This is a genomic window from Pararhizobium sp. PWRC1-1, from assembly GCF_049897905.1.
In the GTDB taxonomy this organism is placed as follows: Bacteria; Pseudomonadota; Alphaproteobacteria; order Rhizobiales; family Rhizobiaceae; genus Pararhizobium.
Genome location: NZ_JAFCXE010000029.1, coordinates 1 through 13,179, shown reverse-complemented (window position 1 = coordinate 13,179; position 13,179 = coordinate 1). Strand labels below are relative to the sequence as shown.

The 13,179-nt window shown below is 61.5% G+C and carries 12 protein-coding genes and 1 pseudogene; 11 read left to right on the top strand and 2 right to left on the bottom strand.

Translation table 11 applies throughout. The features are described 5' to 3' along the window. Positions 1-33: 33 nt before the first annotated feature. Positions 34-849 (bottom strand): hypothetical protein, encoded by an 816-nt coding sequence (locus ACP7E0_RS30290; protein WP_426130514.1) that lies wholly within the window; start codon positions 847-849, stop codon positions 34-36. 37 nt (positions 850-886) lie between these two features. Further along, positions 887-1,531, bottom strand: a complete 645-nt coding sequence (locus ACP7E0_RS30285) for a TetR family transcriptional regulator C-terminal domain-containing protein (RefSeq protein ID WP_426130512.1) — start codon at positions 1,529-1,531, stop codon at positions 887-889. A gap of 259 nt (positions 1,532-1,790) precedes the next feature. Here ACP7E0_RS30285 and ACP7E0_RS30280 point away from each other — a divergent pair. From ACP7E0_RS30280 to ACP7E0_RS30230, 11 genes and pseudogenes are all read left to right on the top strand, one after another. Next, a pseudogene (locus tag ACP7E0_RS30280) lies at positions 1,791-2,807 on the top strand (methylamine); the annotation flags it as partial. A 6-nt stretch (positions 2,808-2,813) separates the two neighbouring features. After that, a complete protein-coding gene (locus tag ACP7E0_RS30275; RefSeq protein WP_426130623.1) occupies positions 2,814-3,893 on the top strand; it encodes an FAD-dependent oxidoreductase in 1,080 nt (359 codons plus the stop codon). A gap of 10 nt (positions 3,894-3,903) precedes the next feature. Next, a complete protein-coding gene (locus ACP7E0_RS30270) occupies positions 3,904-5,175 on the top strand; it encodes an MFS transporter (protein WP_426130511.1) in 1,272 nt (423 codons plus the stop codon). Continuing rightward, entirely contained in the window at positions 5,172-7,190 is a 2,019-nt protein-coding gene (locus tag ACP7E0_RS30265; protein WP_426130509.1) for a CocE/NonD family hydrolase, read from the top strand. The genes ACP7E0_RS30270 and ACP7E0_RS30265 overlap by 4 nt, the downstream gene beginning before the upstream one ends. A gap of 31 nt (positions 7,191-7,221) precedes the next feature. Continuing rightward, entirely contained in the window at positions 7,222-8,166 is a 945-nt protein-coding gene (locus ACP7E0_RS30260) for an ABC transporter permease (RefSeq protein WP_426130507.1), read from the top strand. A 1-nt stretch (position 8,167) separates the two neighbouring features. Then, positions 8,168-9,076 carry an ABC transporter permease gene (locus ACP7E0_RS30255; protein ID WP_426130505.1) on the top strand — a complete coding sequence of 303 codons (909 nt, stop codon included), beginning with the start codon at positions 8,168-8,170 and terminating at the stop codon, positions 9,074-9,076. After that, complete coding sequence (locus tag ACP7E0_RS30250; protein ID WP_426130503.1) at positions 9,073-9,975, top strand: ABC transporter ATP-binding protein; 903 nt, start codon at positions 9,073-9,075, stop codon at positions 9,973-9,975. The genes ACP7E0_RS30255 and ACP7E0_RS30250 overlap by 4 nt, the downstream gene beginning before the upstream one ends. Then, positions 9,972-10,754, top strand: a complete 783-nt coding sequence (locus tag ACP7E0_RS30245; protein WP_426130501.1) for an ABC transporter ATP-binding protein — start codon at positions 9,972-9,974, stop codon at positions 10,752-10,754. Before ACP7E0_RS30250 ends, ACP7E0_RS30245 begins: the two co-directional genes overlap by 4 nt. Beyond that, positions 10,693-11,430, top strand: coding sequence for an ABC transporter substrate-binding protein (locus ACP7E0_RS30240; protein ID WP_426130500.1), 738 nt, complete (start codon positions 10,693-10,695; stop codon positions 11,428-11,430). Before ACP7E0_RS30245 ends, ACP7E0_RS30240 begins: the two co-directional genes overlap by 62 nt. A gap of 105 nt (positions 11,431-11,535) precedes the next feature. Further along, the gene (locus ACP7E0_RS30235; RefSeq protein WP_426130498.1) at positions 11,536-12,708 is read left to right on the top strand and encodes an aromatic ring-hydroxylating oxygenase subunit alpha; all 1,173 of its coding nucleotides are present in this window, start codon (positions 11,536-11,538) and stop codon (positions 12,706-12,708) included. A gap of 49 nt (positions 12,709-12,757) precedes the next feature. Continuing rightward, the coding region (locus tag ACP7E0_RS30230) for an electron transfer flavoprotein subunit beta/FixA family protein (protein WP_426130496.1) at positions 12,758-13,179 on the top strand (422 nt) is incomplete at its 3' end.

Genomic DNA, 13,179 nt, shown 5'->3' with positions numbered 1-13,179 from the left:
CAACCATTCCAACAAACCTGGCCTGCCCAAGTCTCATCCGGCTTTGTGCTCATTCCGGCCGGTTTCATCGTGGCTCCCCGCACCAGCCAGAATTCCCAGAGCGTCGGCGACAGCGACGCGGCGATAGGATTCTGAGACGATACCGTCCTTGCGCAACTGTTCGCGCCGCTGCTCGATCGCAAGGCGCTGGTCCTCGGTCACGTCGTCTTTTCGCTCCCGCAGCCAGTCCGTATAGGACGTGTCGGTTTCCTTCACCGGTCGAGCCGCTGTTGATACGGCGGACGAACTGCGCTCGGGGGAGAACGGGCGCAGGGCTTGTCGCGGATTGTACTCCGTGCGTTTGTCGTTGCCCGCGATGACCACATCGGGATTTTCAATACGTCCGCCTGGCGAGTAAACGAAGGCCGAGACGATGCGGTCGAGTGCCGCATCCTCTTCCTTCGGGCGATGAACGACTTGTCTTGGTTGCCGGGCTGGAATGGCGATACGCGTTATGCCGCGGTCGTTGATGGCATCGAGAACTTCGCGATGATCGTCGGAGAGGATGACTTCGCGCCGCGCTGGCCAGAAATCGTAAGGGGCATGGGCGCCGTGACCCTTGCCGACATGGAACGCATAGATCTCCGGATAGACCGCCAGCGTGGTGCGGCGGCTGGGCTTGATATTGTAGAACAACGTCATCGCCAACTGCAGCAAGTGGGTCGCTCCGATACCGCCAAACGGTTCGTCGATCACCAGACCGAACCGGTCATGGGCATGCCAATCGGGAAAAACGTCTGCGATCGGCGCCGGTTTTCCTTCGATCTGAACGTCGAACATTCCGCTTTTCAACAGGCTCACGACATGCATGCGCAACCCTTTCTCCCAAACGACGGCATCAGTTCTATTAATCGGCATAGGCGCCGCGGCGCATGCCTTCGATCCAGTTGCGGCAAAGCGTAATGCCATCTTCCGGGCGGAATGCGGCGGGGTTCAAGCACCAAGCAAGCCACAGCCCGTCGAGCAGAGCGGTAAAGGCAATGGAGGTCAGCCGCAAGTTGCCAATGGAAAAGCCTTCGGCTTTGGCGAGATCTGACAGCAACCCCTCGACGGTGGCGACATAGGACGAATATTCACCTTTCTGCGACGCGCTCATGCGCGGCGAGTGCAAAATGAGCCCCCAGAAAACCACCCAGACGCCGAGCACATCGCGGTCGAACAACAGTGGCGAGAACGAGGCCTCGATGAAGGCGTCCAGCCTCTCGCGGGGCGAGGGCGGGGCGGCATCGACCGCTGCGGTGATAGCCTGCAGCAAGCCTTCCGACATGATGTCGAAGGCGTATGCGACAAGTTCGTTGATCTCACCGAAATGATGGGTGATGAGCCCCTGCGTCACACCGGCTTCAGCCGAGATCTGGCGCACCGATACACCGGCGTTGCCGTGTTTGACGATGCAGCGCAACGCCGCTTCTCCCAACTGGCGACGGCGGTCTTCCGGTGTTTCTCGCCGGAAGCGGGTGGAAGGTTTCTTGGCCGGCTTGCTCTTGATCACAGGTGCTGAGGCTCTCGTTCGGCATAAGGCTTACCATCTCCGCAGAGGTGATTTCAAAGAGTTTCGTCCCGCTCCCAAAATCGATCTGCGAGGCCCCTAGTTGGGGGATGGCAGCAGATCATATCGATAATATAATGTAAATACAATGCATTACAGCAGAAATTATAAGGTCGTATAATTTCTGTTGCGCGATTTTTTTTTCGTGCTTATCCTTTTGCTCAATGAGCTGCAAAAAAGCGGCGGGGAACGAGGTAAGGCCATGACGCGGGAATCCCGTTACGACGTGCTGTTTGAACCTTTGCGGATTGGCCCGGTCACGGCGCCAAACCGCTTCTATCAGGTGCCGCATGCCAGCGGCATGACCAATGCCCTTCCCAGAGTGCGCGCCGCCTTCCGTGAAGCTAAGGCTGAGGGTGGCTGGGGTGTCGTCTGTACCGGTGCCTGTTCCACCGATCCGAGCTCGGACGATGCGCCGCTGCCGATGGCGACGATGTGGGACAACAACGATATCCGCGCCCACGCCCTGATGACTGACGCCGTTCACAAGCACGGCTCGCTTGCCGGCGTTGAGCTCTGGCATGGCGGTGCTGCGGTGATGAACCGCGCCAGCCGGTTGCCGCCGCTCTCGCCGTCGGGCATTCCCTGGATGGCGACCCATATCGGCTTCATGGGCAACCTGCGCCCGAAGATCATGGACAAGTCTGATATCCGTGATGTGCTGAAATGGCAGGCAGAAGCCGCCCGCAAGGCGCGCAGCGCCGGGTTCGACATCGTCTAAGTCTATGCCGGCATGGGCTATCTCGGCTATGAATTCCTGCTGCCGGAATACAATCACCGTACCGACGAATATGGCGGTTCGATCGCCAACCGGGTGCGTTTCGTGCGCGAGTTGATCGAGGTCACCAAGGATGCCGTCGGAGAGCATTGCGGCGTAGCCCTTCGCGTCAGCCTGGAAGAGCTTCGCGGTCGGCCGGGCACCCATCAGCCGTCCGAAGCCCATGAACTGATCGAACTTCTGGCAGACTGTCCCGACTTGTTCGATGTCAAGATGGACTCAAGCCCGACGGACTGTTCCGCCTCACGGTTCACCGGTGAGGGCAGCCACGAGCCGGTGATCGATTTCGTCAAGACGATGACGAAAAGGCCGGTGGTCGGAGTCGGCCGTTTTACCTCGCCCGATACGATGGTGTCGCAGATCCGCCGGGGTATTCTTGATTTCGTCGGCGGTGCACGCCCGTCGATCGCCGATCCTTTCCTGCCTGCCAAGATCAGGGAAGGCCGGATGGAGGAAATCCGCGAATGTATCGGCTGCAATATCTGCATTTCCAGCTGGCATGACGGCGTGCCCGTCCGTTGCACGCAAAACCCGACGGCGGGCGAGGAGTGGCGGCGCGGTTGGCATCCCGAACGGGTCACAACGGCGGCAAGGAGGGAAAGAGTGCTGATCGTCGGCGGTGGCCCGGCCGGACTGGAATGCGCCTTGACGCTCGGGCGCGCCGGTCACGAGGTGACTTTGGCCGATGCGAACAGGGCCTTCGGCGGCCGCCTGACATTTGAAAAGACGTTGCCCGGCCTGTCGGCCTGGAACCGTGTCGCCGAATACCGGCTCGGACGCCTGAACGAGATGACCAATGTCTCGATGTATCTGGAAAGCACTTTGGGCGTCGATGAGATCATCGATCTCGCTCCCGATCGCGTCGTTGTCGCCACCGGTGCCCGCTGGACGAACATGCTCTATTCGACACTGGAAATCCCCGTTGGCACCCTGGAGCATCCTCAAGTCTTTACGCCTGACGATATCGCCGCCGGCCGGATGCATGAAGGTCCGACGCTCGTCTTCGATTTCGACAATTATTACATGGGCGGCGTGCTAACGGAGCATCTTGCCTCCCTCGGCATCGACGTCTCCTATGTCACACCGGCCGGGCAGGCGTCAGCCTGGACGATCATGACCAACGAGTTGCCGCTGGTGCACAAGGCGCTGGCCAGGCGCAATGTACCAGTGACGACCCTGCACATGGTCTCCGCCTTTGACGGAGAGACCGCGACGCTGACCCACCTCTTCAATGGAGAACAGAGCACGGTCGCCTGCAAATCCGTGCTGATCGTTGGCATGCGGACCCCGCGCGGCGAGCTCTATGCTGCTCTGATGGACCGCTTGGACGAACTGACTGCAGCAGGTATCCGCAGCGTCGAGCGCATCGGCGACACGCTGGCGCCAGGCGCCATTGCCCACGCGGTTCATAGTGGCCACAAGCTTGCCCGTGAACTCGGCACCGCCGATACCGGCAAGCCCTATCGCCGCGACACGCCCTTCGTCGATGCCGAGCCGGCCTTTGCGCCGTGCGTTGCCGCGGAATAGAGGCCGGTTGATGAACCAGATCAAGAGCCTGTCACCATGGTCGATCGCATCGCCGCTTGCCGGCGGCGCGCTCCATGCTGCCGGTTCCGGATTGTTCCATACGCTGCTGCCGCTGCGCATCATCGCCAACGGCGACGGCGCCAATATCGTCGGTCTCGTCGTCATGGCGGAGGGGGCTGGTTTTCTCGTCGGCTGCATGGGGTCCATCCAATTGATCCGCTCGGTTGGCGAGGTGCGGGCCTATGCGGCGTTTTCCGCGCTTTCCGCGGCGCTGCTTCTGTCGCTTGGCATCGAGCCGGGTGTGGCCGTGTTCATGGTCATCATGGCAGTGATGGGGTTCGTCAATGCGGGACAATCGGTCATCATCGAAAGCTGGTTGAATGCGATGGTGCCGAATGCGGGGCGCGGGCGTACGCTCACCCTCTATGTTCTTGTTCTCGGCCTGTTCTACGGGCTCGGACAATTACTGGCCCGGGACATTGATCCCGCCGGTAACGGCATGCTGATGATCGCCGCCGCTTTCTATGCGCTGGCGCTGGTTCCCGTCACCGCTGTCTGGGTTGGTGAACCACAGCTGCATGCGCCGGTTGGCGTACATTTCCTCAGGGCTTTCAGGACGTCGCCGCTCGGCACGCTCGCCTGTCTGATGACGGGGCTGATTTCCTCGACCTTTGCCAGCATCGGCTCGCTTTACGGGCTTGAACTCGGTTTCGCCCAGGACCGCATCGTCCTGCTGATGGCTGCGGTGGCACTCGGCGCGCTGTTCCTGCAGTTTCCGCTGGGAGAGCTGTCCGACAAGCTCGACCGGCGCAACATGATGCTGTGGTTATCCCTGGTTCTGGCTGCCGTCTGCGGGCTGTTTCTCGCCATCGATGTTACAACGCCATTCTGGATGCTGTTGATCCTGTTCTCGGTTTTTGGCGGCATATCCGAAATTTTCTACCCGCTTGGCGTCGCCCATGCCAATGACCGCGCCACCTCGTCCGAATTCGTCGCCCTGTCGTCCAATCTGCTGCTGGTCTGGGCGCTCGGCGGTACGATCGGCCCGGCGATCGCCGCCACCGGTGTCGAGCATTTCGGGGCCGCCTCCTTCTTCTGGTACGCCATCGTTCTGTCGCTCGCCTTCGCAGGCTTTGCCCTGTGGCGCACTCTGCGGCAGCCGCAGGTCGACAACCGCGAGGACTTCGTAGCCTATCCGCAGACATCACCCGCCGTTTACGAATGGCTGCCGCGCAAGGATGACGGGTGTTCCCCGCCGGAAACGAAAGGAGAAGCGCCATGACCATAATGGCCGAAAGCTTCCCGCGCGCAGTTCGTTGCCTCGATCCCGTGTTCATCCCGATGAAGGACGGCACCCGGCTTGCCGCCACCATCTGGCTGCCGGAGGATGCCGAAACGGCGCCAGTTGCGGCAATCCTGGAACTCATCCCCTACCGCCGCCGCGATGGTACGGTGTTTCGCGATGTGAAGATGCATCCCTATATCGCCGGTCATGGCTTTGCCTGTTGCCGCGTCGATATTCGCGGGTCCGGCGATAGCGAAGGCATCCTGAGCGACGAGTATACCGAACAGGAATTCGACGACGCCGAGGAGATCATCGCCTGGCTTGCCGTCCAACCCTGGTCGACCGGCGCCGTCGGAATGACCGGCATTTCCTGGGGCGGTTTCAACGCGCTTCAGGTCGCGGCACGTCAGCCGTCCGCACTGAAGGGGGTCATTGCGCTCTGCGGCTCCGATGACCGTTATGCCGATGACGTGCACTATTATGGCGGCTGTCTTCTGACCGAGGACGCCATGTGGTCGTCGTTCATCCTTGGGCTTGGCGCGCTGCCGCCGGACCCGCAGATCGTCGGCGACCATTGGCGTTCCATGTGGCAGGAGCGGCTGGAGGCCACCACCTGCTGGTCGGAGACCTGGATGCAGCACCAGCGCCGGGATGCCTATTGGCAGCGTGGCTCGGTTTGCGAGGATTTTTCCAGGATCATCATCCCGGTCTATGCGATCAGCGGCTGGGACGACACCTATTACAATGCCGTGCCGCGCCTGATGCAGGGGCTGTCCGGCCCACGCAAGGGACTGATCGGTCCCTGGAGCCATGCCTATCCCTTCCTCGGAGATCCAGGGCCAGCCATCGGCTATCTGCAGGAGGCGATCCGCTGGTGGCGTCACTGGCTGGATGGCGTCGATACCGGCATCATGGACGAGCCGGCCTATACGGCATGGATAACGGAGCCGCATGCCCCGGCGCCTTTTTATCCCGATCACCCCGGCCGTTGGGTCGCTGAGCCTTCATGGCCGTCGCCGAACATTTCGCAGCGTCTGCTGCATCTGAATGAAGGTGCGCTGGGAGAGACAGCGGAGCAGGGCACATCCATGCGGCTGTCATCGCCGGTTACGACAGGCCGCGATTTTGGACGGTATGGTGGTTATGGCGGCATTGTGCCTGACATGGCGCTCGACCAGCGCCGCGAAGACGGCCTTGGGCTGTGTTTCGATACGATGCCGCTGAGCGACGATTTCGATATGCTCGGCGCCCCGTTCATCAATATAACCGCCGTTTGCGACAGGACAGACGCCTTTCTGGTCGCGAAAATCTGTGATGTCGCGCCGGACGGCACTTCGACGCTCGTCACATGGGGTGCCCTCAATCTTACCCATCGCAACGGCAGTGCCCAGCCGCAGAAACTCGTGCCCGGCGAAACATTTACCGCCCGCATCGCGCTCAACCATACCGGCCGCCGCTTCCCGAAAGGCCATCGTCTGCGCCTCGTGCTCACCACACAACTCTGGCCGATCCTGTGGCCGTCACCACTGATCCCGACGATCGTCATCGAGCCCGGCACGTGCACGCTATCGCTGCCGGTACGCAACGCGGTTGAGGGCGCGATCGCCCCGGCATTTCAGCCGGCCGAATCCTCCCCGCCCGTTCCGCTTGTCGAACTCGCAATTGAGGAGCATCGTCGTGAGATTGCGATTGACATGGGCAGCGGTCGGCAATCCGTCACCCTGACCAGCGATTTCGGTCGCCAGCACCTGACAGACCGCTCCATCATTACCGCGGCCCGCGTGGTCGATAGCATGCACATCACCGAGAGTGACCCGTTGTCGGCGAGTGTTCATACGGGCTGGGATTTGAGTTTCGCCAGCGGCGATGCCGACGTCACAACCCGCTCCAGCGTGACGCTGACCTCGGATGCAAAGCAGTTCCATTTGACCTGGCGGCTGGAAGCCTACGAGCGGGATACACTCGTCTTTGAAAGGGAGGGCGCCACATGCTTCGACCGCGACCATCTCTGATGCGCCCGTCAGCGAAAACGAGGGCTGGTGCATGACCCTCTTCATCCTCCGCCGTATCGGCCTTGGCCTCGTCATCCTGCTCATCGTTGCGCTTCTGTTGTTCGGGATGATGCACATGATCCCCGGGGACCCGACCGTGGTGGCGCTCGGGCCGCGCTCGACGCCGGAGATGCGGGAAGCCTTTCGACAATTGATGGGCCTCGACCGGCCCGTTTTCGAGCAGTTGGGCCTGTTCCTCGGGCGCCTATCGCAGGGCAATCTCGGCGAGGATGTCTGGAGCCGCCGCCCGGTTCTAACCATGATCCTGGAAGTGCTGCCCTATACGGTGACGCTGGCGGTGGCCAGCTTCATCTGGGCCGTAGCGCTCGGTATCGTCCTTGGCTGTGCCGCCGTCGTGCATCATGGCCGCTGGCCGGACTGGCTGATCGGTGTGCTTTCGGTCGGGCTGGTGGCCGTGCCGTCCTTCGTGGTTTCGCTCTATTCGCTGCTGATCTTCGCCGTGACGCTCAACTGGCTGCCTGCGATCGGCGCGGGCGAACCCGGCGATATCATGGGCCAGGCGCGGGCATTGATACTGCCGTCCTTTGCCATTGGTCTCGGTTGGGTGGGCTACGTCTCGCGAATCGTGCGCGCCGCGATGATCGAGGCAATGGGGGAGGCCTATGTGCGCACCTTGCGCTCGTTTGGGGTGCCGGAACGGCGCATCATCTATCGATATGCGCTGAAGCAGGCATTTCTCGCGGTGCTGTCGGTCATCGCCATCGGCTTCGGCGGGCTGCTGACGGGCTCGGTCTTTGCGGAGATTGTCTTCTCCCGGCCAGGTCTCGGAAAGATGACCTATGACGCGGTGATTTCGCGCAACTATCCCGTCGTCATGGGAACTGTGCTGATGACCTCTGGGCTCTACGTGACTTGCATGATCATCGCCGACGTGGTCACGGCTTTCCTCGACCCGCGCGTCAGGAGCGCTTTGTAACATGGCACTCGCAGCACCGGACATCACGACCCCCGCTGCCAGCACCGAGCCCGGCAGGGTTTTCCGGATTGCCTCTACCCTGCGGCAGGTCGTTTCGACGCCGCTTGGTGCAATCGGCTGCGTGCTGGTGGCCTTGATCGTGCTTACCGCTCTTTTTGCGCCGTGGATTGCGCCCTATTCGCCGACAGCCATCAATGTCAAAGAGCGACTCGCTGATCCCTCTTGGAGCCATCTTCTCGGCACGGACCAGCTCGGCCGTGATCTGTTTTCCCGCGTCATCCTCGGTACCCGCACGGCGATGACCGTGGCGCTTGTATCTTTAGCCGTGGCACTTGCCGCCGCTTTGCCGCTGGGTCTTATCGCCGGTTATGGTCCGCGCTGGCTCGACGCCTGTCTTATCCTCGTCTTCGATAGCATGAGTTCCCTGCCGATGATCATGTTCGGCCTCGCCATGGTCGTGCTTCTGGGCGCCGGCATCTCGACGGTCATTCTCGTCATCGTCATCTATTCGGTCCCAAGCTATGCACGGCTGATCCGCACGCAGACGCTCAGCATCAAGGCGCGCGACTTCATCAAGGCGGAGCAGGCGATGAATGCCGGCCTTGGTCGCATCCTCTTCGTCCATCTGCTGCCCAATGTCATTGGCCCGTTGCTCATCCTTGCCTGTCTCGACCTGTCGACCATCATCACGCTTGAGGCCGGACTGTCGTTCCTGGGGCTTGGCGTAAAGCCGCAGATTCCGAGCTGGGGCAACATCCTGTCAGATGGCTTCGCCGTGATCCGCACCACCCCGCTGCCGGTCATCGCCGGTGGATTGCCGCTGATCCTTGCCACAATCGGGTTCACCTTCTTCGGCGAGGCACTGCGCGATGCGCTCGATCCGAAGCTTGCGCGGGAGAGCCGGCCATGAATCTCGAATTCGGCTTCAACCGCGTGACGGGTGCGGCATTGGCCGAGCCGGTGCTCGATATCGCCGATCTGACGATTTCCTATGGCGGTGGTGCTCCGGCAGTCCGAGGGGTCAACCTCACCGTCCGGCCGGGCGAGGTCGTCGGCGTCATTGGCGAGAGCGGCTCCGGCAAGACCTCGCTAGCCCACGCGGTCCTGCGCCTGCTGCCGCAATCGGTCGTCATTACCGGACAACACCTTTCCCTCTGCGGCACGGACTTGCTCGGTGCGCCCGACAAGACCGTGGCATCGTTGCGGGGTCCGGGTGCGGCCATGATTTTCCAGAACCCGATGACGGCGTTCAGCCCGCTGCATACGCTCGGTCACCAACTGACCGATCTGCTCTGGCGCGATCGAAAGGCAAGCAAGGATGAGAAGCGCGAACGTATTCTTGCTGTCCTCAAGCAGGTCGGCCTTCCCGATCCGGCTGCACGGCTGGAAACCTATCCATTCCAGCTTTCCGGCGGCATGCTTCAGCGCGTCGCGATCGCAGCAGCACTTCTGATGCGGCCGTCGCTGCTTATTGCCGACGAGCCGACGACCGCGCTCGACGTCACCATGGAGGCGCAGATCCTGCATCTGATGCGCGAACTGCGCGCCGAATCCGGCGTCGCCATCCTGATGATTTCGCACCATCTGGGCGTCATCGCCGAAATCTGCGACCGGGTAGCAGTCATGTATGCCGGCCGTATCGTTGAGGAGGGAACGGTCGAGGCGATCTTCGCCGATCCGCGCCATCCCTATACCAAGGCGCTGTTTGCCTGCGAACCATCGCTGATCGAAACGGGCATCGGCCGTATGCCGGTGATCGATCATGAAGCGCTGCGCCGGATTGCGCCTGTTGCGAGGAGCGCGCCATGACTGGGAAAAGCCCTGTGATAGAGGCCGATCATTTGACCGTCAGCGTGCCGGAAGGGCCGCATTATTTCTTCCAGCCGACCTACAAGCTTGATATCCTGATCGACGTATCGATTTCCGTTTGTCCCGGCGAAATCGTCAGCATTGTCGGCGAAAGCGGATCCGGCAAGACCACGTTCGGGCGCGCGCTGATCGGCATGATGCGGCCATCGGGCGGGCAGATCAGTCTGGATGGGGTCGCCCTTCCGGATTTCTCCAAAGGGAGTTTTCGCAAGGTGCGCCGCGAGGCCGCCCTTTTGTTTCAAGACCCTGCATCCTCCTTCAACCCGCGGCAGCGCATTGGCGCGATGATCGCAGAGCCGCGCCGTATAGCAGGCCAAGGCGGCGTACGCCGCGACGATCTGGAGGATCTTGCCGCGCGGGCGGGTCTTGGGGCAAACCTTTTATCGCGTTTCCCGCATGCACTCTCAGGCGGACAGGCACGCCGCGCCGCCGTGGCCCGGGCGCTGTCGGTTGTTCCGCGGCTGATCATCGCGGACGAACCGACCGCCGGACTTGATGTCTCGGTGCAGGGCGGCGTGCTCAACCTGTTTCTGGATATTCGCGACCGGCACGACGCGGCTTTCCTGCTTATCACCCACAATCTCGCCGTCGCCCGGCACGTCTCCGATCGTATCGTTATCATGTATCTCGGCCGTGTCCTTGAAAGCGGCCCGACAAATGAACGGCAACCGCTTTCTCTGGCTGTCGATCAACCTGATCAATCCCAAATTCAAGGATGAGCGGGTGCGCCGCGCCATACAATATGCGCTCGATGTCAGCCAGATCATGGACGGTTCCTATTCCGGGCTCGCAGCGCCTGCGACCGGCGTCGTGCCGCCCGGCATGATCGGCCACCGCGATGCGATCCTCTACGCGCCGGATGCGGAAAAGGCGCAGGCGCTGCTGGAAGAAGCTGGGGTCTCCGATCTCACCCTCGAACTGGCCGCGATGAACGACAAGACCAGCCAGCTGACCTGCCAGATCGTCCAGGCGCTTCTTGGTGCGATCGGCATCGCGGTCGAGATCAAGGCTGTCGACGAAGGCGTCTACTGGACGCTGGGCGATAAGAACGGCGAAACCTGGAAGACGCTCGACATGGTGCTGATGGGCTTTGCCGGTGGTGTCGATCCGTCGGAAAATCTGACCTGGTTCCGTCCGGCGCAGATCGGCATCTACAACTGGTCGCAGTTCGACAGCTCGGAATTCGATGCGCTTTACCAGCAGGGCACCAACGAACCGGACACGGAGAAACGTGGAGCGATCTACAAGAAGATGCAGGACCTGATGGAGGAGTCCGGCGGCTTCGTCTTCCTCACCCACGAGACCTTCGCGGCGGTAACACGCGGTGGCCTGAAGCCATGCATTCTGGCCGATGGTTATCTCGATGTTCCGCGCTTTGCCAAAGGGTCGATTTAGCAGGCAGGCCGACGGCCTCGCATTGGCGTTGCCATTGTTTCCATGTGGGCCGGAGGCACACCGTTCAGTGATCCGGCCACACGATGCAATCGAGGGAGTTCAGATATGAATACTGCCCAGACCGCTCCACCTGCGGCGCTGCAAGCCAGCCTGCCATCCTCCTGGTATCTCGAAGACCGGATTTTCGAGCTTGAGAAGCAGCGGATCTTTCTGAAGGAATGGACCTGCGTCGGCCGCGTCGAGGATATCGAGCTGGCCGGTGGGCATAAGGTTTTCCAGGTTTTCGGACAAAGCGTGTTGGTGGTCAGCAACCGCGACGGCGCGCTCAGAGCCTTCTACAATGTCTGTCGTCATCGCGGCGCCGAGCTTTGCGTCGCGGCTGAGAAGGAAGAGCGTCCCGGCCGGTCGCCGCTCATGGGCGGCGTGGTCGGCAAAAACCTGATCCGCTGCGCCTATCACTCCTGGGCCTATAATTTCGACGGTGCGCTGGTCGCAGCCCCCCATCTCGCCGAAGGCGTCTCCCTCAAGAAAGAGGATTTCTCGCTCTATCCGGTCGGCGTCGACAGCTGGGGTGGATTCCTGTTCCTGCACCTGACGCCCGAAGGCGGGCCGTCGCTCGCAGAGCAGTTGGGGCCGATGCCTGGGCGTATCGCCCGTTATCCTCTCGCCGACCTGCGCGTTGGTGCCGCGCTTCACTATGAAGTTGATGCCAATTGGAAGGTGATCGCCGAGAATTACAACGAATGTTATCACTGCGCCGGCGTGCATCCGGAACTGTGCGCCATCGTGCCGGCATTCCGTGAAAACGGCGGCGCAATGCTCGACTGGGAGAACGGCGTCCCGCATCGGGAGGGAGCCTATACCTTCACGACATCAGGCACGACGAGCCGCCACCCGTTCCCAGGTCTCGACGAGCATGAGTTGACCCGGCACAAGGGTGAATTGGTCTACCCGAACCTGTTCGTCAGTCTGGCCTGCGATCACGCTGCCTGTTTTCTCTTGACACCCAAAGGACCGAACCGGACCGATATCGACTGTCTCTTCCTGTTCGAGCAACAGGAGATCGAAAAGCCGGACTTCGATCCGTCCGATACCGTCGACTTCTGGGATCTGGTCAACCGGCAGGACTGGTCGGCCTGCGAACGGGTCCAGCGCGGCATGGCCAACCAGGTCCATCATTTCGGCTATTACGCGCCGATGGAGGACTGGAGCCTGGACATTCGAAACTATGTCCGCAGCCGCGTCGGTGAAGCCGCCGAAGGCCCAGCTGCGGTTTGAAGCCGCGTGTGAATGCGTGTCTGGCAATGAAATCAATGAAGGGAATGCCATGAAAGTTCTGGTCACCGTCAAGCGTGTCGTCGATTACAACGTGAAGATCCGGGTGAAGCCGGATGGATCGGGTGTCGAGCTTGCCAATGTGAAGATGTCGATGAACCCGTTCGACGAGATTTCGGTCGAGGAGGCGTTGCGGCTGAAGGAAGCCGGCAAGGTCGAGGAAGTGGTCGTCGTCTCCGTCGGCCCGGCCAAGGCCGAAGAGACCTTGCGCACGGCACTCGCCATGGGTGCCGACCGGGCGATCCTGGTCGAGACCGACGATCAAGTCGAGCCGCTCGCCGTTGCCAAGATCTTCAAAGGCGTGGCCGAGGCAGAACAGCCCGGCCTGATCATTGTCGGCAAGCAGGCAATCGACGATGATAGCAACCAGACCGGCCAGATGCTCTCGGCGCTGCTCGGCTGGGCGCAAGGGAC